At 59.0% G+C, this 23,871-nt stretch carries 26 protein-coding genes and 1 pseudogene; 11 read left to right on the top strand and 16 right to left on the bottom strand.

The window, feature by feature from the left end; translation table 11 throughout:
* The first annotated feature begins 11 nt into the window (after positions 1–11).
* From AC07ED_RS03780 to AC07ED_RS03795, 4 genes are read left to right on the top strand one after another with little or no spacing between them, the layout of a single operon-like run.
* Positions 12–1,700 (top strand): GMC family oxidoreductase, encoded by a 1,689-nt coding sequence (locus AC07ED_RS03780; RefSeq protein ID WP_105236788.1) that lies wholly within the window; start codon positions 12–14, stop codon positions 1,698–1,700.
* A complete protein-coding gene (locus AC07ED_RS03785) occupies positions 1,678–2,913 on the top strand; it encodes a CaiB/BaiF CoA transferase family protein (protein WP_105236789.1) in 1,236 nt (411 codons plus the stop codon). The genes AC07ED_RS03780 and AC07ED_RS03785 overlap by 23 nt, the downstream gene beginning before the upstream one ends.
* Positions 2,910–3,746: an enoyl-CoA hydratase-related protein gene (locus AC07ED_RS03790; protein ID WP_105236790.1), complete on the top strand. Its 837-nt coding sequence runs from the start codon at positions 2,910–2,912 to the stop codon at positions 3,744–3,746. The genes AC07ED_RS03785 and AC07ED_RS03790 overlap by 4 nt, the downstream gene beginning before the upstream one ends.
* Positions 3,747–3,762: 16 nt before the next feature.
* Positions 3,763–4,755: an MDR family oxidoreductase gene (locus tag AC07ED_RS03795; protein WP_105236791.1), complete on the top strand. Its 993-nt coding sequence runs from the start codon at positions 3,763–3,765 to the stop codon at positions 4,753–4,755.
* A 366-nt stretch (positions 4,756–5,121) separates the two neighbouring features.
* Here AC07ED_RS03795 and AC07ED_RS03800 read toward each other — a convergent pair.
* Positions 5,122–5,991, bottom strand: a pseudogene (locus AC07ED_RS03800) (type IV secretory system conjugative DNA transfer family protein); the annotation flags it as partial.
* Positions 5,992–6,341: 350 nt separating this feature from the next.
* Here AC07ED_RS03800 and AC07ED_RS03805 point away from each other — a divergent pair.
* Positions 6,342–7,061: a HoxN/HupN/NixA family nickel/cobalt transporter gene (locus AC07ED_RS03805; RefSeq protein WP_009574170.1), complete on the top strand. Its 720-nt coding sequence runs from the start codon at positions 6,342–6,344 to the stop codon at positions 7,059–7,061.
* 120 nt (positions 7,062–7,181) lie between these two features.
* On the opposite strand, the gene AC07ED_RS03810 is transcribed toward AC07ED_RS03805, so the two are convergent.
* The 14 genes from AC07ED_RS03810 to AC07ED_RS03875 are packed head-to-tail and all read right to left on the bottom strand — an operon-like array spanning position 7,182 to position 18,489.
* Complete coding sequence (locus AC07ED_RS03810; RefSeq protein WP_009574169.1) at positions 7,182–8,207, bottom strand: TrbL/VirB6 family protein; 1,026 nt, start codon at positions 8,205–8,207, stop codon at positions 7,182–7,184.
* The gene (locus AC07ED_RS03815) at positions 8,207–8,626 is read right to left on the bottom strand and encodes a hypothetical protein (protein ID WP_009574168.1); all 420 of its coding nucleotides are present in this window, start codon (positions 8,624–8,626) and stop codon (positions 8,207–8,209) included. Before AC07ED_RS03815 ends, AC07ED_RS03810 begins: the two co-directional genes overlap by 1 nt.
* 16 nt (positions 8,627–8,642) lie before the next feature.
* Complete coding sequence (locus AC07ED_RS03820) at positions 8,643–9,677, bottom strand: ATPase, T2SS/T4P/T4SS family (protein WP_043872329.1); 1,035 nt, start codon at positions 9,675–9,677, stop codon at positions 8,643–8,645.
* A 1-nt stretch (position 9,678) separates the two neighbouring features.
* Positions 9,679–11,004 (bottom strand): TraB/TrbI/VirB10 family type IV secretion system protein, encoded by a 1,326-nt coding sequence (locus tag AC07ED_RS03825; protein WP_043872330.1) that lies wholly within the window; start codon positions 11,002–11,004, stop codon positions 9,679–9,681.
* Entirely contained in the window at positions 11,001–11,702 is a 702-nt protein-coding gene (locus AC07ED_RS03830; RefSeq protein ID WP_009574160.1) for a TrbG/VirB9 family P-type conjugative transfer protein, read from the bottom strand. The genes AC07ED_RS03825 and AC07ED_RS03830 overlap by 4 nt, the downstream gene beginning before the upstream one ends.
* The gene (locus AC07ED_RS03835) at positions 11,699–12,346 is read right to left on the bottom strand and encodes a VirB8 family type IV secretion system protein (protein WP_043872331.1); all 648 of its coding nucleotides are present in this window, start codon (positions 12,344–12,346) and stop codon (positions 11,699–11,701) included. Before AC07ED_RS03835 ends, AC07ED_RS03830 begins: the two co-directional genes overlap by 4 nt.
* 14 nt (positions 12,347–12,360) lie before the next feature.
* Positions 12,361–13,158 (bottom strand): type IV secretion system protein, encoded by a 798-nt coding sequence (locus tag AC07ED_RS03840; RefSeq protein ID WP_028095516.1) that lies wholly within the window; start codon positions 13,156–13,158, stop codon positions 12,361–12,363.
* Positions 13,155–14,321 (bottom strand): lytic transglycosylase domain-containing protein, encoded by a 1,167-nt coding sequence (locus tag AC07ED_RS03845; protein ID WP_043872332.1) that lies wholly within the window; start codon positions 14,319–14,321, stop codon positions 13,155–13,157. The genes AC07ED_RS03840 and AC07ED_RS03845 overlap by 4 nt, the downstream gene beginning before the upstream one ends.
* A gap of 4 nt (positions 14,322–14,325) precedes the next feature.
* Complete coding sequence (locus tag AC07ED_RS03850) at positions 14,326–14,541, bottom strand: hypothetical protein (protein ID WP_043872333.1); 216 nt, start codon at positions 14,539–14,541, stop codon at positions 14,326–14,328.
* Entirely contained in the window at positions 14,538–16,922 is a 2,385-nt protein-coding gene (locus tag AC07ED_RS03855; protein ID WP_043872334.1) for a VirB4 family type IV secretion/conjugal transfer ATPase, read from the bottom strand. Before AC07ED_RS03855 ends, AC07ED_RS03850 begins: the two co-directional genes overlap by 4 nt.
* Positions 16,912–17,190 carry a VirB3 family type IV secretion system protein gene (locus AC07ED_RS03860; RefSeq protein ID WP_009574151.1) on the bottom strand — a complete coding sequence of 93 codons (279 nt, stop codon included), beginning with the start codon at positions 17,188–17,190 and terminating at the stop codon, positions 16,912–16,914. Before AC07ED_RS03860 ends, AC07ED_RS03855 begins: the two co-directional genes overlap by 11 nt.
* A 21-nt stretch (positions 17,191–17,211) precedes the next feature.
* Positions 17,212–17,526 carry a TrbC/VirB2 family protein gene (locus AC07ED_RS03865; protein WP_043872335.1) on the bottom strand — a complete coding sequence of 105 codons (315 nt, stop codon included), beginning with the start codon at positions 17,524–17,526 and terminating at the stop codon, positions 17,212–17,214.
* Positions 17,523–18,206, bottom strand: a complete 684-nt coding sequence (locus AC07ED_RS03870) for a lytic transglycosylase domain-containing protein (protein ID WP_043872336.1) — start codon at positions 18,204–18,206, stop codon at positions 17,523–17,525. The genes AC07ED_RS03865 and AC07ED_RS03870 overlap by 4 nt, the downstream gene beginning before the upstream one ends.
* Positions 18,163–18,489, bottom strand: a complete 327-nt coding sequence (locus tag AC07ED_RS03875; RefSeq protein WP_009574148.1) for a hypothetical protein — start codon at positions 18,487–18,489, stop codon at positions 18,163–18,165. The genes AC07ED_RS03870 and AC07ED_RS03875 overlap by 44 nt, the downstream gene beginning before the upstream one ends.
* Positions 18,490–18,707: 218 nt before the next feature.
* Here AC07ED_RS03875 and AC07ED_RS03880 point away from each other — a divergent pair, with 218 nt between their 5' ends.
* The 6 genes from AC07ED_RS03880 to AC07ED_RS03905 all read left to right on the top strand — a co-directional run bounded on the left by AC07ED_RS03880 (position 18,708) and on the right by AC07ED_RS03905 (position 23,404).
* The gene (locus AC07ED_RS03880; RefSeq protein WP_158664612.1) at positions 18,708–18,962 is read left to right on the top strand and encodes a hypothetical protein; all 255 of its coding nucleotides are present in this window, start codon (positions 18,708–18,710) and stop codon (positions 18,960–18,962) included.
* A 651-nt stretch (positions 18,963–19,613) separates the two neighbouring features.
* Entirely contained in the window at positions 19,614–19,829 is a 216-nt protein-coding gene (locus AC07ED_RS03885) for a hypothetical protein (protein WP_066707477.1), read from the top strand.
* On the top strand, positions 19,826–21,226 hold the full coding sequence (locus AC07ED_RS03890) for a TolC family protein (RefSeq protein ID WP_043872337.1): 1,401 nt from the start codon (positions 19,826–19,828) through the stop codon (positions 21,224–21,226). Before AC07ED_RS03885 ends, AC07ED_RS03890 begins: the two co-directional genes overlap by 4 nt.
* Positions 21,223–22,590 carry a multicopper oxidase family protein gene (locus tag AC07ED_RS03895; RefSeq protein WP_074646437.1) on the top strand — a complete coding sequence of 456 codons (1,368 nt, stop codon included), beginning with the start codon at positions 21,223–21,225 and terminating at the stop codon, positions 22,588–22,590. Before AC07ED_RS03890 ends, AC07ED_RS03895 begins: the two co-directional genes overlap by 4 nt.
* A 26-nt stretch (positions 22,591–22,616) precedes the next feature.
* Positions 22,617–23,093: a cupredoxin domain-containing protein gene (locus AC07ED_RS03900; RefSeq protein WP_009574143.1), complete on the top strand. Its 477-nt coding sequence runs from the start codon at positions 22,617–22,619 to the stop codon at positions 23,091–23,093.
* Positions 23,094–23,116: 23 nt separating this feature from the next.
* Entirely contained in the window at positions 23,117–23,404 is a 288-nt protein-coding gene (locus AC07ED_RS03905) for a copper-binding protein (RefSeq protein WP_009574142.1), read from the top strand.
* Between the two features lie 55 nt (positions 23,405–23,459).
* On the opposite strand, the gene cueR is transcribed toward AC07ED_RS03905, so the two are convergent.
* Positions 23,460–23,864 carry a Cu(I)-responsive transcriptional regulator gene (gene cueR / locus AC07ED_RS03910; RefSeq protein WP_009573646.1) on the bottom strand — a complete coding sequence of 135 codons (405 nt, stop codon included), beginning with the start codon at positions 23,862–23,864 and terminating at the stop codon, positions 23,460–23,462.
* Positions 23,865–23,871 lie beyond the last annotated feature (7 nt).

Here is a 23,871-nt window from a genome sequence, read left to right on the forward strand (position 1 = left end):
GCCAGACAAACATGACTTCTGAATGGAAATACGACTATGTGATTGTTGGTGCAGGTACGGCCGGATGCCTGCTGGCCAATCGGTTAAGTGCCGACCCCAACACCCGAGTCTTACTTATTGAAGCGGGGGGACGTGATACCTATCCGTGGATTCACATACCAGTTGGGTATCTTTATTGCATTGGAAACAAACGCACGGATTGGTGTTTTTCCACAGAGGCGAGCAAAGGGATCAACAACCGCTCTTTACTCTACCCGAGGGGCAAAACGCTTGGTGGATGTTCAAGTATCAACGGCATGATTTATATGCGCGGACAATCGCGCGATTATGATGGTTGGGCCAACGAGACCGGTGATGACACATGGCGTTGGGACAATTGCCTACCCGCTTTTAAAAAGCATGAAGATAACTATCGTTTTGACGGTAAGGGGAATGCGCCTGATAGCGACGAACTTCACGCAGGTGGCGGCGAGTGGCGCGTTGAAAAACAACGGTTGAAATGGGACGTTCTGGAAACCTTTTCTCAGGCGGCAGTTGAAGCAGGAATTCCAGCAACATCCGATTTCAATTCTGGTGACAACGAAGGTGTCGGATACTTTGAGGTTAACCAGAAAAGTGGTTGGCGCTGGAATGCATCAAAGGCGTTTTTGCGCCCTGTGCGCCATCGCAAGAACCTGGAAATCTGGACTGGCGCCAACGTTCAAAAGCTTTTGCTGACCGGGTTGGCCGATGGTCGTAAACAATGCAAAGGCGCGCTGGTTGAAATCGACGGGCAAGAAATCGCTGTCACCGCAACAACCGAGCTTGTCCTAAGCGCAGGTGCTGTTGGTTCGCCACAAATACTTCAGCTTTCCGGTATTGGCGGTGGCGAGCATCTGAAAAACGTCGGATTGCCCGTTCATCACGACTTGCCGGGCGTGGGCCACAACCTTCAGGATCATTTGCAGATCCGTGCGGTTTATAAGGTTCAAAACACGCGAACCTTGAACCAAATAGCAAGCACCTGGCTTGGCAAGGCCTCAATTGCATTGGAATATCTGGCAAAACGAAGCGGGCCGATGAGTATGGCACCGTCGCAACTAGGTGCATTTGCGCGCAGCAACCCAACCCGCGAACATGCCAATATTCAGTTTCATGTGCAGCCACTGAGCCTTGAGGCATTCGGTCAGCCATTACATGACTTTCCTGCGATTACCGCAAGTGTTTGCAACTTGAACCCCACAAGTCGGGGCACGGTATTGGCCCGATCACCCTCAGCCAATGATGCGCCCACGATCCAGCCCAATTACCTTTCGACCAAAGAAGATGAAACGGTTGCAATTGAGTCTCTCAAAGTTGTGCGAGACGTGATGAGCCAGCCGGCTATGCAGGCATATTCACCAACCGAATACAAACCGGGCGCCAGCAAAATCTCTGATGAAGACTTGTTGAATTCCGCTCGGGAAATTGGGTCGACGATTTTTCACCCCGTGGGAACAACAAAAATGGGTCGCGCTGATGACCCGATGGCGGTTGTGGATTCCCGGTTGCGTGTGCGGGGCATCCGTGGGCTGCGCGTTGTCGATGCGGGTGTCATGCCCAGCATCACCAGCGGCAACACGAACAGTCCGACTTTGATGATTGCGGAAAAGGCGGCCGAATGGATCGTCGCAGATCAACACAACAAAGGGGGAGCCAATGGCCGATCAACAAGAGCTTAAAAAGGGTCCACTGGACGGCGTTACAGTCCTTGATTTTTCCCGTGTTCTAGCCGGGCCTTATTGCACGATGGTCCTTGCTGACATGGGCGCACGCGTTATCAAAGTCGAAAAAATCGGCACGGGCGATGACACCCGCGCATTCGGTCCTTTCATTGATGATCAATCGGTCTACTTTTCTTGTTTCAATCGCGGAAAAGAAAGCATCGCGTTAGACATCAAATCACCCCGTGATCGCGATTTGCTGGAACGGCTTCTTGATAAGGCAGATGTTCTGGTCGAGAATTTTCGCCCCGGCGTGATGGAGCGGCTTGGTTATGGCCCGGAACGGCTGGCAAAAACCCATCCACACATCATTTATACATCCATTTCGGGTTTCGGACATTCGGGCCCGTATAGTGACCTTCCCGGGTACGACATGGTTGTGCAAGCCATGGGCGGAATTATGAGCCTGACAGGTTGGCCGGATGGCCGTCCTGCCCGCGTCGGAACGAGTTTCGGCGACTTGGGCGCCGCGCTTTTTGCGGCCGTAGGTATCGTTTCAGCCCTTTTCCGGCGGACGAAGGATGCGCAAGGTCGGCGGGTAGATATCGGGATGCTTGATTGCCAGGCGGCACTGATGGAAACGGCTTTGGCGCGTTGTGATGTAGAAGATGATGTCCCAACCCGCACGGGTGACAGTCACCCGTCGCTTGCCCCATTCGAAAGCTTTGAGGCGCAGGACGGACGACTTGTCATTGCGGCAGGCAACGATGCTTTGTTTCTTCTGATGGCTGATGCGCTTTCAAACCCGCAACTTGCCTCTGACCCAAGGTTTTTAACCAACGATCTGCGTTGCAAGAATCGGCCGGAAATGGTTGCCGCTGTCGAGAAGTTAACAAAAACTGCGCCAATTAATCACTGGATTGACCGGCTAAATGATGCGGGCGTCCCTTGTGCGCCGATCAACACCATCGACAAGTTATTCGATCACCCACAGCTGCTTGCGCGCAACATGATCGTGAATGTGGATGTTGCCAAACAAAAGGTCCGCACGGCGGGCAATCCAATCAAATTTACAGGTCACGTCGATTTCGACGCGAATTCCAAACTTTCTGCCCCGGAACTTGATCAGGATCACAGCACGATCCTGACGGAGTTGTTGGAGCGTAAGGTCGCAAAGGAGCTTCCAACTTCAGACCTGTTTGAGAACCAGAAAAAAGGAACCACATCATGACGGGTGCAACTGCCAAAAATAAGAAGGGCCAATTGCCTGTTTCCAAGACCTCGCAAGACGAAGTAGAAACCGTTTTGCTGATCGAGCGGCGCGACGATGTTGCCCTTCTGACGTTGAACCGGCCTAGACAGTTGAACGCGTTAAACCGTCAATTGGCGCATGACGTTTTGACGGCCTTGAGAGAATTCGATGCAGACCCGGAAATTGGCGCGATTGTAATCACTGGCAACGCCCGTGCATTTGCAGCTGGCGCAGATATTGAAGAAATGGCCGAAGAGCAGTTTTGCCAATTCTATATGAACGATTTCCTCTCACCCTGGGATCGCATTCAGGAGATATCGACCCCTATTATCGCGGCGGTTTCCGGGCATGCTCTGGGTGGCGGGTGTGAACTGGCACTTTTGTGCGACTTCATTATCGCATCCGATGACGCGCAATTTGGGCAACCCGAGATCAAATTGGGCATCCTCCCTGGAATTGGTGGCACTCAACGTCTGACCCGAAGTGTCGGCAAAGCCCTTGCCATGGATCTTGTGCTAACCGGAAGGTCAATTTCTGCGTCTGAGGCGCTTTCTTCTGGAATTGTAGCTCGCATTGTTACGAAAGAGCAGTTGCTTCAGACAGCGTTAGAGGCCGCACATACCATCGCAGGCTACAATCAGCCAGCCGTAAAAATGGCAAAAGCCGCCGTGAATATGGCCCAAGAAGTGCCACTTACCGCGGGATTGAAGCATGAAAGATTGCTGTTCCAAGCCGCCTTCGCAACGGACGGGCAAAAAGAAGGCATGAATGCCTTTGTCGCAAAACGCGCCCCTGTATTCCGCAACAAATAACCGAGGTAGATCGAAAATGTCATTTAAAGCGATGGTGGTTGAACGGTCCGAAGATGGTGTGACCCAAGCGGCAGTTCAAGTTCTAGACGATAGTCACCTACCCGAAGGCAACGTGACTGTTGCTGTCGAATATTCGACATTGAACTACAAAGATGGTCTTTGCATTGGGCCCGGTGGCGGGTTGGTTCGCACCTATCCACATGTTCCTGGGATTGATTTTTCTGGAACCGTCGAAACCAGCGATGACCCGCGCTATAAGTCGGGTGACAAGGTCGTCTTGACAGGATGGCGTGTCGGGGAAAACCGCTGGGGTGGGTATGCGACACGTACCCGAATTGATGCGGGTATGCTGGTCCCTTTGCCCGATGGAATGACCACACGCGATGCAATGGCCATCGGTACAGCCGGGTTCACTGCGGCGCTGGCCGTTACGGTATTGGAAGATCATGGGTTAGTTCCTGAAAATGGAAATGTTCTGATCACGGGTGCTTCTGGTGGAGTCGGATCGATTGCGACTTTGTTTCTATCCAGCTTGGGGTATCAGGTCGCAGCAGTGACGGGACGACCCGATTCAGCCGAATATCTTAAAGCGCTCGGAGCCTCGACAATTGTGCCGCGTGAAGACTTGAATGAAGTCACAAAGCGCCCGCTTGAAAAAGAAACGTGGGCCGCATGCATCGATAGTGTGGGCAGCAAAACTCTGGCCCGGGTTCTGGGTCAGATGAACTATGGATCGTCTGTGGCGGCAGTGGGATTAGCGGGCGGCGCTGACTTACCAGCAACTGTCATCCCGTTCCTTTTGCGCGGTGTCAACCTATTGGGAATTGATAGTGTTATGTGTCCCTATGAGACGCGCGTGAGAGTTTGGAATCGTTTGGAAAATGAATTCCCTCTCAACCGATTGGCGGACCTTTCCAAAACAGTGTCGCTGGATGAGTTACCTGAACTAGGCGCACAGATACTGAAAGGTCAGGTCAAAGGTCGCCTGGTTGTCGATGTGAATAGCTGAGACGGGTGGGCGGTCACTGCCTCCCGTCAATCGGGCTCAGTTTCTCCGAAAATTGCTGGAAATAAGCGATTTTGGGGTGACTCAGGATTGACAGATTGAATAATGGTACTGTAGAGTACCATACATGATCGGGAAAAGTTAATATCTAGCGAAATATAGCTATTTAATATAATATATTCCGATTTATTTAGGTACCATTAGGTACCTTAAGATGATTTATCTCAAACGAAAAGCCTCTCATGGGGCGGCTCGGTCCGGAGATTTTGTCTTGGAACTCACACAAATTTCCCTGTAGAAATCGTCCTCTACAACCTCCCTGTGGACGACCAACTGGCGGCACCGGCATTGCTGGTGCCGCCTATTTCTTTACCCATGCCGCGCAATAATCGCCCTCGTCGTCTGAACCGCCGAAGCCAGCTCCTTACTGGCTGCGCTTGTGATCCCCAATCCCCCGACATCGAGCGATAGTGGACCCGGGCCACCGCCGCTCGCAGCAGCTCGAGCCGCGCGGCCGCGTGCCTTCGCTGACTTGATAGGACCCGTCTTCGAGATTTCATTCGACGGCTTCTGCGCACTAGGGCCAGCTTCCCGCCCGACATTCGCCTCCCACACCTCCTGCAGTTCCTGCTTCAGCTTCTCCACTGTCTCGCGGGTCTCGGACATCTGCCGATCCCGCCGCAGGCCGTCCTCGTCCGGATACGGAAAACTACCCGACTGGCCCGCGTGCAGCACCTTGAGCGCCGGGTCCTCGAAATACTTCACCCTTCTTGCGCGGATCGGCATCTGCGCGTCGATCACGAGAATGACCTCGTCGAGGTCCATGCGCCGGGCCTCATCCTCTGTCAGGAGCGGCGTATCCTCGGTCCGCTCCGAAACGCTGCGCCCTTCGAACGGATTGCGTCCGACGGCACGAGAGCGGGTCACCACGCGCTTGGTGGTCTTGCCGACAGCTTGGCTCAACTCTTCGATGGTCTTCTGCTCGGACGGGGTGAGGTAGAGTTTCACGCCGGCGCCACCCTGAAGCGACCGGCGCGTGTTTTCGCCATAGATCTCGTCCAGCGCTGGGATCGTCTGGGTCACGATGGCGAGGTTGCCGCCGAAGGAGCGCAGCGTCTTTATGCTTTCGGCGACGATTGGCATTTTCCCGAGCCGGTCAAACTCGTCGAGCATGATCATGACCGGCCAGGGTTCATCGTCCCCGGGTTCCTGTGCTTGCAGCGAGGCAATCAGGTCCGATCAGACAACGAGAGCTATCATCGCGGAGCACGGATGAGTTTCGCAGGAGTTGACGTTCATTCTCCTCGCGGCGAATGTAACTGAAGAGCCCTTTGCGGACGACAGCTGCACATGCGGTCTTGACCGCGTTCCGGCCATTGGTAGCAGAAGGCACGTATGGCCGTCATGCCAGACACGGGATGCGGTCTGGCGTGACGGGTTGCGCGCATCGTCGACAACTGCGATCGGGAAGGGGGCCGCATGGGAAGTTCGAAGCGGTGGTTTAGAAGGGCGCTGTTGGTCCTGCAGGAATGGTGGGACGGCGCCTATTCCGGTGATGCGTCCCGGGCTCAATACATGAGGTCTAAGGCATGAGTTACTCCGCGATCCTATTGCTCGCCTTCGTCATCGGCATGGGGCACGCGCTTGAGACCGATCACTTGACCGCCGTATCCAACATGCTGGCTCAGAAGGGCAGCCGCCGAGCGCTGATTGCCCGTGGGGCATTCTGGGGGCTGGGACATACACTCGCGTTATTCGGTTTCTGCGCTGCTGTAGTGCTGCTGGGCCTTACAATTTCGGGCCAAATGCAAGCAGGACTTGAATTTGCGGTTGGCGTGATGATCGTGGCGCTCGGCACGCAGACACTTTGGCGGTTGCACCGAGACCGCGTACACATCCACATGCACGAACATGACGGCTCCCAGCACATGCACGCCCATTCGCACAAGGGAGAGACGCTGCCTCACGGCGAGGTGTGGCACAACCACAGCCACCACAGGACCAACGCCAAGGCCCTTGGTATCGGGCTGGTTCACGGCGCCGCAGGCTCAGGAGCGCTCTTGGTGCTAGCAATCAGCGCGACACAGAACATTAGCCAAGCTTTGGCGTATTTCGCCGTGTTTGGACTGGGTTCGATGGCCGGAATGGCGGCGTTGTCCACGGTGGTCAGCTTTCCGTTGCTGCTAGCTCAGCGCGGGGCGAATTGGCTTCGAATTGGGACCTCTGGAGCAATCGGGATAGCAGCGCTATGGATCGGCGCAACCATCATCGTTGAGAACGGAACAGCGCTTAATATCTTCGGAGGCTGAAAGCGTACTCGTCAACGCCTCACGGCCTGCACGCTTGATTCGGTCGAACAGCAGAAGGTGCGGAAAGTCCCGCATTGTGTGAGTTCATGCACAGTGCGGCGAAAGGCTGCTTTCTCCTTTCTACTCTCGCAAACGTTTTGCCCGTTCCGCCATTCTGACCACCTGCGCGCTTGTCGTTGCCGCGGCGCTCCGCACAGCGGCAGGCGTCTGCACCGCGCCTCGTCCGATTACTTCGCTTGTCGTGAGCGCACCGATCCGCGCCCGGCCCTTCACGCCGTCGGTATTGAAGATCCCCCGCATGATCCCGGTCGATCCAGCGACCACAGCGGGCGCTGCGGCTACCATCAGGTTCCCAGAGATCCCCCGCACAATCAGGGGCGTTGCAGCGACGAAGCCCTTGGCTAGGAACACCATGACGAAGAACGGCACGAGCGATCCGATGTTGGTTGCCGAGTTTGGATCACCGAGCTGCGCGAGAAGCGAATTCGCCATGCCGACGACGGTCGAAAACATTGCTGCGATGACGATGGGGTAGAAGGCATAGCTGACCGTCGTCGAGACCCACCTATGGAAGAAATCCTTGGTCGCGTCGAAGAGCGACAGAGCGATCATGATCGGAGCAAGGCCGAGCATGAGGGTCAGCATCATCTTGGCGAATATGAGGACGATGCCGGTCATGAAGCCAAGGAGGCTCAAAAGAATAAGCCCGATGCCGCCTAGGATCGCGCCCGTCATCCAGTTCAAATTGCTGCCGATGGCATTCAGGTACTGGCTGAATTTTTCGATCAGGATGTCGAATTCGCCGGCAAAGTGTGTGGCTCCGGCTCCTCCGCCGCCAACCGAAGACACTAGTGCGCCAGCGACGTAGTCCAAGCCTCCAATGACGGCGTTCGCTACTGCATTGAAGTTTGCCCAGTTGAAGGCGAAGAGCCCTATCAGCATCAGCTTGATCAGGTACCAGAAGAAGCTGGCCCCATCCATGCTGCGGAACTGGAATGCCATGTTGATGCAGACGCCGATTAGCGAAAGCGTGACCATCAGCAGGACGATCGTGCCGGTATTGCTTGCCACGGCCCCGAACTGGGACTCAGCCGCATCGACAAGGAACGCGTCTGCCGTTCCGACCATCCAGCTGACGACGCCCATTACCAGTTGCCTTGAGCTTCGCAGATTGTACGCACGCTCGGCTCGAGTTGCTTCCTTACTTCAATCCAGTCGCGGCGAAACGCTGAATGCTCGGCTTGGCTAAGGCCTGCATACCTTTCATGATACTCGCCATCGGAGCTACCCCAAGCGGGAAAGCGGGTTTCACAGCCGCAGTCGCCAGATTCAGCGATCTCCTCCCAGGCCCGAATTTCGTACAATTCCATCAAAGCTGCTGCCTTGTAGGCTTCCCGCGGATTGATTTCGTCCATCCAGGTCGGGCGCGCCGGACGATCGTTGCAGATCCGGTATTGTTGAGGCGACATATCGACCGTGAGATCGTTTGAGATCGGAGGCGAAGTCTGTGCCACAAGTGGGCCCGCAAGGGCGGCAAGCATGACTGCGAGGATTGGTTTTCGCATCTGGGGGGTTCCTTTTTTACTCAGCGGCAACGGAGGGGCTCTTGTTGCCTCTGCCGTCGACCGTGTCGAGGTTCAAATCAGTGGTTTGGCCCGGGAGAAAGAACTCGGTGATTCCGCGCGCGCCTTCATGGCGGCCTGCCTGAATGATCACGTCGATTGAGCCCTCGATATAATCGAGCATGTCGGCATAGGTCATCGGCACATCGGTTTTCAGGGCGGCGATGGCGAGGCGGCGAACAGCAAGTTGTGGGGTCTCGGCATGCAGCGTGGTCAGCGATCCACCGTGGCCGGTGTTGATTGCCTCGAGAAACGTCATCGCCTCGCGACCGCGGACTTCGCCTAGGACAATCCGGTCGGGTCGCATGCGAAGCGTTGAGGCCAAGAGCACATCGGCACTGCGGGCATCCGTGTCCCGGTCCGCGATCAACGTCACGGCATTGGGCTGCTCGGGGCGCAGCTCGGCCGCCTCCTCGATGGTGATGATCCGCTCTTCGGGCGGGATCAGCGAAAGGATCTTGCGCGCCGCCACCGTCTTGCCGGTAGATGTACCGCCCGAGACGATCATGTTGAGCTTGTTCTCGACGCAAAACCGCAGCGCAGCGTCGATGTCGCCGGACCTCACCACATCACGAAGCGCGGCGTTCCGTTCCCGGCGCAGACCCTCAAGGCTGCGTTCCTTGCCGAAAAGGAATCCGAGTTTGACCTTCTCAAGCGGCAGGGAGGAGAAGAACCTAAGAGAAATCGAGAAACCGCCCTCGACTGCCGGCGGCTGGATCACCTGCGCGCGGATCGGGCGATCACGATATAGGATCGAGACCGAGACGATAGGCTTCTTGGTGCTGAGCGTGGTCGAGGCGGCGGAGGCGATCTGGTTGCCGAGGTCCTTGATCTCGGTCTGGCTCAGCGGGCTGCCGAGACCTCGCATGAAGTGGTCGCCCTGGAATTCGCCCCAGACTTGTCCGTCGGGATTGATACAGATCTCGATCGTGTCGTCGCGCAGGACCTCGGGGCCGAAACGGTCGAGCGACGCTTCCAGATAACTTGCAGCCATGTCAGAAAATCTCGAGGTCACGATCAACCATGACCGTGATCCGTGTACCCTGGTCGACATGTATCACTGGCCGGATCGCCAGATAGTCCTGCATCACGCTTTGCGTGCTATCGCGCAGGTCGGTGCCGACATCACTCGCAACATCGGCCGCCGCCTCGCTGTCGATTTGACCCGCTGCAGCCGCAGGCAGAGCGCCGATCAAGGAGATCAGCGCGGCGGAGCCGAAGCGTTGCGCGAAACGGGTGTCGACAAACCCGGTGGTGCCAGTACGGCCGAGTTCGTCTCCACCGAAGGCGCTGATCTGCACAGTCTGATTGTCGGGCAAGATGATCCGGTCCCATGCCACCATGACGCGCGATTGGGCGAGTGCGACATCGGAGCGGTAGCGCCCGATCAGCCGCGCGCCGCGCGGGATCAGGATACGGGTTCCATCGAACGAATGGACGTCTTCCGAGACGATGGCGCGGATCGCGCCGGGCAGTGTGCTGTCGAGAGCCGTCTCTGTGACAGCCTGAATCATGGTGCCCTGAACAACCGTGTTCGATGGGTTCGCGATCACTTCGGCACGTGTCACCTGCGCAGGTTGTGCGCCCGAACGAACAAAGGCTTCATCTGCATTCAAACGTGCGGCTTCCAGCGTGTTCTCCCTATCCGCACCCGCGCCCATCCCGGAGAATGCGATCATAGGAGACGCGATACGCTCTGCGCGGGCCTCAGCTTCAGCAGCGCGCCGCCTTTCGAGTTCGGCCAGCCGCAATTCTTCTTCACTTGGTCCCAATGAGGTCGGCTCTGGTGGTGCAAGCCGTGCAAGTTCCAAGTCCATGCGGAGCTGATCCAATTCGCGGTCCCGCTCGGTCAGCTGCCGCTCGAGGGCACGCTGAGCCTCGGCGGATGCTTCCTGTAAGGTGGCAATTTGCGCCGTCAGGTCCGCAATAGCCTGCTCCGCCCCGCTATCCGCGGCCTCGGCCGGTCTTGCGCGCAGGTCCTCGAGTTCCGCTCTCAATGTCGCAAGACTTTCCATCAGCGCGAGTTCAGACTCGCTCGGACCTGTGTCCGCAGGCGGGGCTTGGCTGGGCTCCGGGGTAGAAATCGGCGCCAGATCTCCGAATCCGGGGCCGCTGCTCTGGAACTCCTCCGGCGCGGCGGTCGCCATTGGTGCTTCTGCCGACGGCTGTAGGGCAGCCCACGCCAGACCACCTGCTGCGGCGATGCCGACGACTCCAAGGATCGCGGCAAGCGGTGCAGGCCGCTTGTTTGCCTTCGCTTTGCCTGTCGAACCTTCGAGAGCCGCGAGGCGCGCGGCGAGGTCTTCCGTACCTTCGGTCATGATGTGGCCTGTCCTGCGTCCTGGACGCAAATCACCTCTTCGCCAAGGCGAAGGACCCATTGCCGGTTGACGCCGGACACGCGGATGACGCCGTCACTCAAGGCTTGGCTGTTCACCGCGCGTTCCCTGCCGTTCGAATATCGGAAGATGGCGGGCACCGGCGCGTTCCGTGCAAACCGGAAATACGTGAAGGTACCATCATCCCAGATGGCCGTCGGCGTGAACTCTTCTCGGGCGCTGACCGCATAGTTCGCGTTCGGCGCATCGGCCGCAACCGCCCTGGTGGGTTGCACGCGGTTTTCAGGATAGCGGAACTGCACGACATAATGCGGCGTCTCCCGGGCTTCGACGACATGGAAGTAGTAGGAGCGGCGGTTGGTGTAGACGGTGATGTTGGTGGCGACGCCAGATGCTGTCGGCTTGATGGCGAAGGCACGGCCACCCGGGACACCGTCGAATTGAAACCCGACCGTATCGCCGGCGATGATCGAGCGGATGGTTTCACCCTCACCGAATTCGACTGTGGTGACGCGGGTCAGAGTCGTGACGACACGGTAAACCTGGCCTTCAGTCCAGGTCGCGACGCGCACGCGATTGTCATGAGAACCTGGACGGGGCGTAGTTTCGGCCAAAGCAGTCGTTCCCGCGAACGCGAGAATACTGGCGGCCAGCAGCGCAGAGATTGGAGTGCGAGTCATTCGGAACGGTCCGATCGGATGGCATATTGGGTAACGGTGAAACCGAAAGGGTTTTGCCAAACATCGTCGATCGCTCGGGTCCGCTCGGGCCGGAATTCGAACATCAACGTGGCAGTGAACGATCCATCCTGTACCCCCTGAGGGCTGGTCAGGCGCTTTCTGAGCCGCACCTGGGCGCGGTTATCGCCAATAAGGGTGATCGATGCGATCTCAACGGCCATCTCGGCCGCAGCCCCGTAACGCGTCGGCGGATAGCTGTCCTGCCCCGATGTCCACATCGCGCGCATGCTGGCCTCGGCCGATCCGGAAGACTGTGCCAGGACACGGCGGACACGAAGATCGTTGTCGAGCTGGTTGTAGGTTTCGCGGTCGAAAATGTAGCGGTAGATTTGCGCTTCGATCACGGCAGGCCGTTCGGCGAGCGACACGGTTTCAACCGTGGCATTGGGGAGCGCCATCCCGGTCGCGGGATCGTAGGGCACAACCACGGGAGGCGGCGTCTCGACCATCAGCGCGACAGCCGCAGCCGTCAAACAGCCGAATACGCCAAAGCCTGCCCCGGAAATGCCGATCATCCGCCAAAGCTGTTCCCGGCGCAGGGCACCGTAGACAAGTTCCTCTTCCACGAGCTCGCGCGCAGTCATCACCCCTGCCCCACTCATGGCTCAAGATCCGGCAAGGTGAAGTCCATGTAGCGGCGTTCTTCGGCAACCGTGGCGGCGTCGACCACGCCTGCATTGCCTGCGCCTAGGGTTTGGATCGCTTCCAGCTCCCACATCCGGGTCATGGCGATGGCGAGTTCCGCCGTGACGCGTGTGTTATGATCCATCGAGGCTTTGAGATCCTCCATGTCGGGGATCATCTCGACCAGACGTTCCACCCGTTCGAGAGACTGTTCCGCCTCTGCGTGGCTGTTCTGCGCCGCCGCCGACATCACAGCACCTGTGGTGGCCCGCGTGGCCACGCCTTCGGCGCCCGGATTGCCGCTGGTGGCGATCTCGCGGAGTGAATCCTCGTCGAACCCGGCGCTTGCCAGCGCCTGTTCCATCTGCGTGCGCATGGGCCCGGCATTGGGCCCGATGAGCGCGCTCCAATCGCCCGCCTGGATGCCTCGGATCAGGCCGGGGATGTCTTCGAAGTTGGCCTCAAGCAAGGTATCGAGGTCCCCGCCCATGGCAAGTCCGAGGATGCTGCGCGGCCCGGTGAGCGAGGCATACATCTCGTTCAGCTGATCGAGTTGGCTTTGCAGCATGTCCAGTTGCTCCAACGCATTGTCCAGAAGATCGGTCTGGATCCCGAAATCCTGCAGCATCTGCTGAAGCTGGCGGATTTCCTGGGCAATGTTCTGAGTGTCCACCGTGGGCACACCCTGTGCCGCGACAGGTCCGGTAACATTGAGGGCAAGCGCGAGAGCGATGCTACCGGCGAAAAGGGAACGGGGCAGGCGCAGGTTCAACGCAAATCCTCCTGACTAAAATCCATGTATTGCCGCTCGGCAGCTTGCGCTGCCGCCAAGGCGATCTGCTCGGCGCTGAGTGGCTCGGTTCGGGCGGCCTTGATCCGGGTCCGGATTGCGACCAGCCGGGCCAGTTCGGCCCGGGCATAGGTGTTGAGCGCGATGGCCTCGTGGAGATCCTCGGTCTCACCAATGCGGGTGATGATGTCCTGAACCCGCAGGGCGGCGGCACGGACCGAGACCAGCGAATAGTCGCCATAGACCCCTGCGCCGTGGGCCGAGAGGCTGAAACTCGCGTTGGCGAGGAGCACAGGATCGATGGTGCCGAGCGCATCGATGCCGCCCACGGCCGCGAGGTAGCTGTTGTACTGCTGCGGGATCACCACGACATAGTGCTGGGTTTCCGCGAAAGGCGGCACACCGCCATAATCCTGCACATTGCCAGGACCGGCGTTATAGGCGGCGAGCGCATGGATAATGTTGCCATCGAACATGTTCAGCATTTGTGCGAGGTATCGCGCACCGCCGGTGACCTGCAGATAGGGATCGTCGTAATAGGCCGGGTAGATCCCGAGATCGCCCGCGGTACCGGGCATGATCTGGGTAAGTCCGAAGGCCCCTACCGGTGAGCGTGCCCCGATCTGGAAGCGGCTCTCCTGCCAAATCAGCGCCTGCAAGAGACAGCGCCATTGCACGAGCGAAAGACCTGCGCGGCCGACCCCGGACAGACTATGGGTGTCGCGTGCTGCGCGGATGATCAGCTCCTCGATCCCCTCCCTGGCATCGCCGAACATCCGCGCTGCCGCTGGATTGGTGTCCTCGGGCGCATAAAGACTGGCGGCCGCGCTTTCGACGTCGTCTACCGCCCCCTGCCCCGCCTCGAGCCCCGCCACGGTTCCGGCCACGTCTCCAGCGCCAAGCGACATGGCATCCATCAGCCCTTCGAGGGAGGCGAGTTGCTGGCGCTCGATTTCGGCCAGTTCCTCCTCGCGGCTTAGCCGGACCTGCTGCAGTGCCAGGTCCCGATCGGTCTGCTCAAGGATGGCCTGCCGCTCTGCGAAGAGGCGCAGATCGAAGGTCGGCACGCCTTGGGCGACCGCTGGCCCTGCCGTGGGACCTGCCAGTGCAAAGCCGATCATCGAGAGAGGTAGCCAGGTCCGCATTGGCTCAGCCGCCCGCCCCCAAGAGGACGAAATCGCAAGGACTGTCGCGGCGCGTGACCTCCGCCCCCATGGTCGAGATCGTGGCGGTGGCGGTTCCTGCCTGCGCAGGAGCCTCGCGAAAATTGAAGCAGTTGGCTTGCGGGGGGTTATGCTGCGCACAGGCTGTCAGGGTCAGGCCGAGCCCGAGCAGCACTACGCTGCGAATGATGGTACGGGTCATGTCACTCTCCAGAAATCAGGACGTTCGCGATAATCGGCGCCGACAAGCGCTTCGCCCTTCTCCATTCCGCCAAGGATGGTCACGAGCGGGCCGAGCGCGCTGAGATCGGCATCGATCACGACGGAACCACGGTCGTCGCGTACAAGCGCGAGCCGCGAGGCCGAGCCGACGCCCAGAAGCACGTCGAGCTCTTTCTCGGTCAGGCCGAGCATCGCGTAGTCAGCGGCGGAAGCACGAATGTTGGGCAAGAGCACCTGCGTCGGCACCGCTTCCACGATGGTCTTGCCGGTGCGCGTGCGCTCGAGCTGGCTGGCATATTGCGTCATCATCACGACGACGGCGTTCTGCTTGCGGGCGGTCACCAGCCAGTTGCTGAGGCGCTCCGCAAAGTAGGCGTTGTCGAGGGCTTTCCATGCCTCGTCGATGACGATGATGGTGGGCTTGCGGTCCTCGATCACCCGCTCGACCCGGCGGAAGAGGTAGGACAGGACCGCCATGCGTTCCCGCTCGCTCTCGGAATCGAGGATGCCGGTGAGGTCAAAGCCCGCGACGTCTCCATCGATGCTGAAACTGTCCTCGGCATTGGCCCCGAAGATCCAGCCGTAGCGACCCTCGGCCGTCCATTCCTGCATACGCTCGAAGAGATCGCCCTCGTCATCGGTCGAGACCAGCAGCGAGGCGAAATCCGACCAGTTTCGTAGGCCCGCATGTCCTGCGCTCGCGTTCTGGCGCACGACTTCCTGCAATCGGTTGGTCTGAACCGGGGTTAGCGGTCGATCGCGCCGCTCCAAGAGGCTCGCGAGCCAATCAGCAAGCCATGCCTGGCCCCGCATGTCGATCTCGGTCTGGAGCGGATTGAGGCCCGTGGGGCGCCCCGCCCGCACGGTCGAATAGCTGCCGCCGAGCGCGCGGACGGCCATCTCCATGCCCGCGCGATAGTCGAATACGAAGACCCGCGCACCTGCCCGCCGTGCCATGGTCATCAGGAAAGCCGCCAGGACGGATTTGCCGGAGCCGGGACGGCCGAGGATCAGCGTGTGGCCTCCCGTGGGCTCGCGATCCGGCGCGCCCTGTTCGTGGAAGTTGAAGCGAAAACCACTGCGCTCGGGTGTCGGAAAGAGCGTGATCGGCACGCCCCAGGGGACTTCCCGACCTGTCTTTCCGAGCGGGGTGCGGTGAAAGGTGGCGAGATCGGTGAAGTTGTGGTTCGTGATTGCGGCCTTGCGGCTGCGCGCCCCTGTGTTCCCGGGATGCTGCGCCATGAAATGCGCCCGCGCCCCGAAAGCTTCCGAGATCAGGTTGATCCCGGAAGTGGCGGAGATGTTGCGGATTTCGGCCGCGATGTCGTCAAGCGCCGTCTGGGTGCGGGCATAGACGGCCACGGTCATGTGGTGCTCGCCGAAGATCAGGCGTTTGGATTCCAGATCGTCCTGCGCGAGTTCCAGTTCCTGGGCGAGACTGACGGCTCCGTCATTGGCGGCCTGCATTAGCCGCAGCTGCCGCTTGATCCGGCCCGCCATGATGTTGGCGTTGATCGGCACAAAAGAGTGCGTGACCACCATGTCGACGGGCAGATTCAACTCGTCGAGCATCAGGCTATCGGTCTTGGCCGGGTAGTTCTTCACCGCAAAGATCGCCCCGAGCTTGTCGCCGACGGCACCGTCCGAGAGTGCGATGGTCGTGCCGCGGAAGGTGACGCGCGTATTGGCTACGTCCTCGGCGATCACACCGAGGCGCGACCGGGGGAAAAGCGGGGACTCCTCGCCCGTGTTGAGTGAACCGAGGAAGCCCAGAAGCTCGCCGGTGCTTGCGGCCAGCGGGCGGGGCTTCAGCTCATCGAAGGAGGACAGCAGAAACCCCACAACCTCGTCGAGCTTGCGCAAGCGGCGGGTGGTGTCGGCCGCATGTCGCGAGCGAGACGCCCCCAGACCGAAGGGCAGACGGCTGCTCGCCTCGGGGCGCTTCAGCACGGTCAGAGTCAGCGTCTTGTCGCGCAAACTCGCGCGGCCGAGATGCGCGTGCCATCGTTTGTCGACGGCGGCCGCAAACCCTTCGCCCGGAACGGGCGGCAGGGTCACGTCGACCGCTTTCGAGACCTTGTGCAAGTAGAATGAGAACTCGGTCCCGACCTGCGCCACGATGCCAGCCAGCAACCCTCCGATCCGGTCGAGATGCCCGTCCTCGCTCGTGGTGCTGTTCACCCCCTCGAGCCGGATGCATTGCATCAGCTCGTTGCCGCGTGTCCGGATCGTTCGGTCGTTCACGAGGCTCACATAAGGCAGCATCATTGAGAGCCGCTTCTCGCCCTTGACCCATGCGGGTAGCGCGGTCAGCGGATCGATGGCGTTCTCAATCTCATCGGCAATTCCATCACGGGGCATAGCTGTCGCCTCCATGCAGCTTGCGGTTCGTCGTGGGCGGGGTTTCCTGCAGGGTGATCACCAGGACATCGAGGAAGTTCGGATCCCAGTCCGCGGCCTTCCAGAGCGCCGGCCAGGCCAGCCCCGCGAAAACAGCCACCACCCAGCTCTGCACCCAGAGGAACAGAAGCGTCGAGCCGAAGAGCCAGACCATGGCGTACATGATCGGCAAGCCCATCAGCTTGGGTGGCCTGAGAAGGCCGATGAACACGCGGGACTGGTCAGCCATGGCCAAGAACTCCGGGATTGCTCAGGTGGTCCAGATGGCGGCGACGATGGTGGGTGCTGCGGCGATGCCCGCGATTGCAACCACGACCCAAAGCGCCTGACGAAAGTCGAGGATGCCAAAGAGCCAGGAAAGAAACACACCGATCAGTGCGAGCGTGCCAATCACGATGCCCAAGGGACCGGTGATCGCATCGACAATGCCTTGAAGCAGGGTCTGTACCGGCGAGAGGTCGATGCTTTGCGCAAGCGCTGGACCCGCCAGCACGATAAGGGCCGTCGCGCCGAGCGCGACGATCGCCCGCGTGCGGAGCACGCTTTGACGTTTCCTCGATGTCATGAAAGATCTCCTCTGAGCCGCTCAAACACGGCAGTCACACGGGCCACATGCCCTTGGGTTTCTCGAAAAGGGGGGATGCCGCCGTGGCGTGTGACCGCCTCAGGGCCAGCGTTGTACGCGGCAAGGGCCAGAGAACCCTCACCGAACTGGTCGAGCATCATCAGCAAGTAGCGGGCTGATCCGTCGAGGTTCTGCGCAATGTCATGTGGGTCCACGCCGAGGTCGCGGGCGGTATCCGGCATAAGCTGGCCAAGGCCTATGGCACCGACAGGGCTACGTGCAGCCGGATTGTATGCGCTCTCGACTTCGATATTGGCCCGGTAAAGGAGCGCCCAATCAGTGACTGAAAGCCCTGCGCGACGCAGCGCACCATGCCCGGCATACCGCAGAGCCGTGGTCTCGATCGCATGGAGGATTTCTGGGGTGGCGCGGGCGGCGGATCGAGCCGGGATCGCTGTCTCGCTCGTTGCGTCAGGAACGCGAGGTTCTGCGAAGAGAAAAAGGCGCCCGTTTGCCTCTTGAGAAGAGGAAATCAATTGGCCGTCTGGGCCAACCGAAAAGATGAAACCGTCGGCCAGGGCCGGGGGCGCGGAACAAACGCCTGTACCCAAAGCAACGACGAGCGCAGTCGCGCGGTCAGCTGCCTTTGACCGGAGGCGCGGCGTGGCGCTCGCGGCCACCTTCTTCAAGTGGGATGCTAGCGGTCGTACAGCCCATGTCGGCCAGGAAACTGACAAGGCCAACGATGGTTTTGAAGTCGCGGAGCTTGAGGACGCTTCGGCTGGTGACGAGCATCTTATCGTCACGCTCATCAGTGGCGACGGCGCGGATGACCCACGAGCCGTACCAGCTGTTATGGCGCTTCTCTGCTCTCTCCTTGCAGACCACCTCAATGAGGTAGCCCTCGGCGAGCAAGCCGCGCAGTCCGTCTTCTGTAACCACATTCGGGGCTTCTTCAATCATGGCCTTCCCTTGGGTCCTTGTTCTGCCTGGGTGCAGTATCAGGCCCACGGGGTCGCAACACCGTGAGCGATACAAAACAACATTAATGATAGCAAGACAATAATAACGTGTTGACGAAGTTCGCCTTGCTCCGATAACGGTGATAGCCGACAGAATGATAATCTTAAAGGCGGCAAAGGAGTTTTGCCCTGCGGCTGTTTATTGCGCGCAACGCACCGTTGCTGTTCGCGTTCCTGCTTGGAAGCATGCCGATAGCCGCGGCAGCAGATTGCGTACCTCCCGAACGACCGTTCTTGCCTCAGTCGCAAGACGACATGCGTGCCTACGCCGATCTGATCAGAAGCGATTTCGAGACCTACATTGCCGATGTGCAGGACTACTTTCGTTGTCTCGACGCCGAGCGCGCTCGCGCCTTTGTTGAGGCGAGGGAGGTCAGTGATGACTACGCCAGGTTCCTGAATGCTCTCGAGTAAGCGACTACGGGTTTGTGCCGCCAGTAGAAATCAACCGTTAGACCAACGCTCCGTCAGTCTCTAACGCAATGATGTTTTTCAAGCGGGCGATCATGTCGTCACCGCTTGCGACATCCGCGCTCGCACATTCATTGATCGATTAGGATTTCAGCAGTTTGTTCAGACTTCTACGAAGAATGTATGAAAAATTGGCCCACACGTTTTGGTGACTTGCCGACATTTTGTTTCAGCAATACAGCTTCAAAAATGATGTACAGGATTCGGGCCTTTTTTGGGATACTCCAGATTGCCTCCATATTGGTGGCAGTGACCCTGATGCCGTCCAATGCATCAGCCATGGTTTCGTGCTCTGTTGAACAACTCGCCCAGGAGTCTTCAAACGAGCGCCACCATCATGAAACGGACATTCCGGCTGCAGATATCGACCATGGAGCAGACCACTGTGCGTCACATATCTGCGTGGTCGGAGACTTCGTAGGTGCCGAAAGTTGCACAAAGCAGTCCGCTAATGTTTCCCTCCGGTCCTGGGATATTGCGTCCCTAGTCCGTTCGGCCACACCCGAAGGTTTGCGGCGCCCTCCTCGCGCCTGATGCACCTGTAGCCGCAGTTTGACTGCGACCATCTGCATCTGACATTTCGAGGAAATCTAAGTGAAAATTCTGCTTGCGGCATCCTTGCCGCTGTTCGGGGCCGCCTGCTCGGCGCTTCCTGAACTTGAAACCGTGCCAGCGCTTACGGCGGCGGTTACATCGCCTGTGGTCGCGTCTGCGCAACCCGGGCCTGTTGTTGCTTACGCGGGCTACTCGGTCGGAGAACCGGCCGAATGGCGGACGCTGAATGATGAACAACGGGAGGGTGGCGAATGAAACTGCCTCTTCTCATGGGGTCCATGTTGCTGGTGTCCGCCTGCGCCAGTCCTGCCGTTCTTGAGCGCGCAAAACCAGATCGCGCGGGCTTTGGCAGTGTCGAGACGGGTGCACGCCAGGCTCTAGGGGCCACACCGATCTGGAACCTGTCTGCCGCGGACCTTGAGGAAACGCGCAAGAGGGTTCACGCCATGGTGCATGGTAAGACCGTCAGCGCCGACACCGCAGTGCAGGTTGCCCTGATAAACAGTCCCGCACTTCAAGCCAGCTTCGCTGAGCTAGGTCTGTCCTCAACTGACTTATGGGAAGTGGCTATGGGGCCGGTGCCCTCGATCGGTGTGTCAATCTCCGGGTTGGCTGGCGATGTCACTCGCACACTTGAGGCAACATTAATCAACTCCCTGCTCGACGTGGCAACATCCGCACCGCGGACCCAACTTGCGGAGATTCGCTTCAGACAATCCGAACTTGCTGCGCTCGCCGACACGATAGACTTGGCCGTTGAAACCCGCCGGGCCTGGATTGAGGCGGTTGGCGCTTTCGAAGCCGCTGCACTGATCGCTCAAACTCAGGGCACTGCCGAGGCAGCGTCCGAACTTGCTGTGCAACTGGGCCGTACCGGCGCGATGAGCAAGGCCGATCAAGCAAGAGAGCATGCCTTTACTGCTGAGCTTGCCGCCGAACGTGCAGCCGCCCAATTGGAGGCGCAATTGGCCAAAGAAAAACTGCTTCGGCTGATGGGGCTTTGGGGTAGCGACACCACTGTATTCGTGCCGGACTCGCTGCCCGCCTTGCCTGGTGGCCCGCGCGTTGCAGGAAATATCGAACAGCTGGCACTGGCAAACCGCGTAGACCTGGCATCTGGAAAGCTGGAACTCGAGGCGCTCGCGCTGGACTACCGTCTGACCGGGCAAACCCGTATGGTCTCGGACGTCCAGTTGGTGGCTGGTTTCGACCTGGAACGTGCAGCCGGAGAAACCGAGGCCAATCCAGCGCTTGCTCTAGATTTCGAGATCCCGCTCTACGACACCGGTCCGCTGGTGTCGAAGCGTGGCCGCATGGCCTATCTGCAGGCAGCGAACAGGCTGGCCCAGCAGGCCGTCGATGCGCGTTCGGACGCACGCATGGCCTATAGGGCCATCACCGGTCGCCATAGCATCGCGCGGCATTGGCGCGACTCTGTTTTGCCTCTGCGACGCCAGATCGATGACGAAGCGCTGCTGTCCTACAACGGCATGCTGACCTCGACCTTTGAATTGATCGCTGATGCCCAGGAGGGGCTCGCTTCGCGCCTCTCTGCCGCAGAAGCGAAACGTGACTACTGGCTTGCCGAAACAGACGCGACCGCGGCGATTTGGGGCGGGGCAATTACTCTGACCGGAGGTAGCGAAGAATGATGAACCGTCGTCAATTACTGGGCGCGGGATTGACCGCGAGCGCTGGAGCTGTGCTGGCGAACGCCGGGGCCGCGCAAACACGCTTTCGCGATCTGCCCGAGGCCGCCTTTACCGACAGCCCCTATACACAAGTTCCCCCAAGGCCTTCGGATCGGTTCGACTACAACCCCGTTGTAACACTGAACGGATGGTCTTTGCCGTATCGCATGAACGGAGATGTAAAGGAGTTCCACCTCGTTGCAGAGCCTGTTGAAAGGATTATGGCGGACGGGATGATTGCGCGGCTCTGGGGCTACAATGGCCAATCCACCGGACCCACAATCGAAGCGGTCGAAGGCGAGCGGGTGCGTATTTACGTAACCAACCGTCTTCCGGAACATACCAGCGTGCATTGGCACGGACTGATCCTGCCATCGGGAATGGATGGAGTTGGTGGTTTGTCGCATCCCGGCATCCCGCCGGGTAAGACCTTCGTCTACGAGTTCGACCTCATCAAGTCCGGCACCTTCATGTACCACCCGCATGCGGACGAGATGGTACAGATGGCCATGGGCATGATGGGGCTCTTCATCGTGCATCCGCGCGACACGGCGTTCATGCCGGTGGACCGGGATTTCGCGTTCCTCCTTGCGGCCTATGACATCGACCCGGGGACCTACATCCCGCGCGTGGCCGAGATGACCAATTTCAACATGTGGACCTGGAACAGCCGGATCTTCCCGGACATCGATCCTCTGGTGGTCAACAAGGGGGACCGCGTCCGTGTGCGTTGTGGCAACCTGACGATGACCAACCACCCAATTCACATGCATGGCTATGACTTTCAGGTCACCTGTACTGACGGAGGCTGGGTGCCGGAAAGTGCCCGTTGGCCCGAGGTCTCGATCGACATTCCTGTAGGCGCCATGCGCGCCTACGAGTTCGACGCGATTCACGAAGGTGACTGGGCGATCCACTGCCACAAGTCGCACCACACCATGAATGCTATGGGCCACGACATCCCTACATTTATTGGCGCCGACAAGTCCCGCCTGACCCAAATGATCCGCCGCCAGCAGCCTGGCTACATGCCGATGGGCACGGCGGGTATGGCGGATATGGGCGAGATGTCGATGGAGATCCCCGAGAACACCGTGCCGATGATGACCGGATGGGGGCCGCATGGCCCATTGGAAATGGGTGGCATGTTTAGCGTGGTGAAGGTTCGCGAGGGCATCGACCGCGACGATTACAGCGATCCTGGCTGGTACGACAACCCGCCCGGAACACAGGCCTACGAATGGACGGGCGAGCTGCCCGAACATGCATACAACACCAGTCCGAAAACCGTGATCACGCCGCGCGGCGGCGTGCGGCAGGGCTGATGCCAGAGCACAGGAGAAACACGCTCATGAAAACTGCACTTTTGACATTGGGGCTGGCCCTGATTCCCGCCCTCGCAATTGCGGACGCCGGGCACGGCAACGGTCAAATGGCCATCGGCATGCCTGCGATGCATGGCCATGAACCCACGCGAACCATCGATGTGATAATGCGTGAGGACTACGACAAGGACGCACCGTTCGTCTTCGAACCCTCCTCGGAAATGACTTTTTCTGAGGGTGAAACCGTGCGCCTGCGCATCACGAACATGGGTGAGGAAACCCACGAGTTCGTGATGGATTCGATGGCACAAAACGCTGAACACAAAGAGCTGATGGCCAAGTTCCCTGAGATGGAACATGACGACCCTAACGCTGTGCGCCTTGAACCAGGTGAAGAGGCGGAGATCCTTTGGACTTTCAACAAGGCCGGCAACTTCGAATTCGCCTGCCTGCTGCCCGGCCACTATGAAGGCGGCATGCACGGCGCCCTTACTGTCAACTGATCTCAAATCAAAGGAAACCAATCATGACCAAATTTTTGACGCTCGCCGCTGCCCTTCTGATGACCGCTGGAACTGCAATTGCTGCTAGCGATAGTGCCATGTCCTCGGGCACGGTGACCAAGATCGATGCCAAGTGGAACAAGATTACTGTCGACCATGGCCCGCTGGAAAACCTCGACATGCCAGCAATGAAAATGGTCTTCGTTCTCGCCGATCCCGCGATGCTGGAAGGGCTGAGTGAAGGCGCACAGATCAACTTCGTTGCCGACCGTGTGAATGGCAAGCTGACTATTACAGAGCTGGTGCAGTAACTACAGGTCGCGCGCCCTGTCTCGCAGGGCGCGCGATTTCATTCGTCGTCGGAGATCATGAGAAAGTTGCGTCGTCTACGACAGAAAGATCCGCAAGAATTGGACAATCCGGTCGGTGATCGCCAGCACACTGGTGCACGAGAGACGAAAGAGTTTCTTTCATCGACATGAGTTTAGAGATCTTTTCATCAATCTGGCGCAGGTGCACCTCTGCGACGGCCTTTACCTGCGCACTTTCTCGATTGTCATCGTTATAGAGCGCCAAAAGCGTACGGCAGTCTTCGATTGTAAATCCCAAGGCTCGCGCTCGTCCGATGAATGCCAGCTTATGAAAATCGATCTCTCTGAAGCTTCGATACCCGTTTGCAGCGCGCAAAGGTGTTACTAGACCGATATCCTCATAGTAGCGAATGGTCTTGGCCGGCACTCCTGACCGCTCGGCAACATCACCAATGTTCATTTCTGCC

Source organism: Aestuarium zhoushanense (assembly GCF_056431045.1).

Bases quoted from the DNA above. Each gene is read 5' to 3' on its own strand.
- AC07ED_RS03780 (WP_105236788.1), top strand. From the start codon at position 12: ATGACTTCTGAATGGAAATACGACTATGTGATTGTTGGTGCAGGTACG.
- AC07ED_RS03785 (WP_105236789.1), top strand. From the start codon at position 1,678: ATGGCCGATCAACAAGAGCTTAAAAAGGGTCCACTGGACGGCGTTACA.
- AC07ED_RS03790 (WP_105236790.1), top strand. From the start codon at position 2,910: ATGACGGGTGCAACTGCCAAAAATAAGAAGGGCCAATTGCCTGTTTCC.
- AC07ED_RS03795 (WP_105236791.1), top strand. From the start codon at position 3,763: ATGTCATTTAAAGCGATGGTGGTTGAACGGTCCGAAGATGGTGTGACC.
- AC07ED_RS03805 (WP_009574170.1), top strand. From the start codon at position 6,342: ATGAGTTACTCCGCGATCCTATTGCTCGCCTTCGTCATCGGCATGGGG.
- AC07ED_RS03810 (WP_009574169.1), bottom strand. From the start codon at position 8,207: ATGGGCGTCGTCAGCTGGATGGTCGGAACGGCAGACGCGTTCCTTGTC.
- AC07ED_RS03815 (WP_009574168.1), bottom strand. From the start codon at position 8,626: ATGCGAAAACCAATCCTCGCAGTCATGCTTGCCGCCCTTGCGGGCCCA.
- AC07ED_RS03820 (WP_043872329.1), bottom strand. From the start codon at position 9,677: ATGGCTGCAAGTTATCTGGAAGCGTCGCTCGACCGTTTCGGCCCCGAG.
- AC07ED_RS03825 (WP_043872330.1), bottom strand. From the start codon at position 11,004: ATGACCGAAGGTACGGAAGACCTCGCCGCGCGCCTCGCGGCTCTCGAA.
- AC07ED_RS03830 (WP_009574160.1), bottom strand. From the start codon at position 11,702: ATGACTCGCACTCCAATCTCTGCGCTGCTGGCCGCCAGTATTCTCGCG.
- AC07ED_RS03835 (WP_043872331.1), bottom strand. From the start codon at position 12,346: ATGACTGCGCGCGAGCTCGTGGAAGAGGAACTTGTCTACGGTGCCCTG.
- AC07ED_RS03845 (WP_043872332.1), bottom strand. From the start codon at position 14,321: ATGCGGACCTGGCTACCTCTCTCGATGATCGGCTTTGCACTGGCAGGT.
- AC07ED_RS03850 (WP_043872333.1), bottom strand. From the start codon at position 14,541: ATGACCCGTACCATCATTCGCAGCGTAGTGCTGCTCGGGCTCGGCCTG.
- AC07ED_RS03855 (WP_043872334.1), bottom strand. From the start codon at position 16,922: ATGCCCCGTGATGGAATTGCCGATGAGATTGAGAACGCCATCGATCCG.
- AC07ED_RS03860 (WP_009574151.1), bottom strand. From the start codon at position 17,190: ATGGCTGACCAGTCCCGCGTGTTCATCGGCCTTCTCAGGCCACCCAAG.
- AC07ED_RS03865 (WP_043872335.1), bottom strand. From the start codon at position 17,526: ATGACATCGAGGAAACGTCAAAGCGTGCTCCGCACGCGGGCGATCGTC.
- AC07ED_RS03875 (WP_009574148.1), bottom strand. From the start codon at position 18,489: ATGATTGAAGAAGCCCCGAATGTGGTTACAGAAGACGGACTGCGCGGC.
- AC07ED_RS03890 (WP_043872337.1), top strand. From the start codon at position 19,826: ATGAAACTGCCTCTTCTCATGGGGTCCATGTTGCTGGTGTCCGCCTGC.
- AC07ED_RS03895 (WP_074646437.1), top strand. From the start codon at position 21,223: ATGATGAACCGTCGTCAATTACTGGGCGCGGGATTGACCGCGAGCGCT.
- AC07ED_RS03900 (WP_009574143.1), top strand. From the start codon at position 22,617: ATGAAAACTGCACTTTTGACATTGGGGCTGGCCCTGATTCCCGCCCTC.
- AC07ED_RS03905 (WP_009574142.1), top strand. From the start codon at position 23,117: ATGACCAAATTTTTGACGCTCGCCGCTGCCCTTCTGATGACCGCTGGA.
- cueR (WP_009573646.1), bottom strand. From the start codon at position 23,864: ATGAACATTGGTGATGTTGCCGAGCGGTCAGGAGTGCCGGCCAAGACC.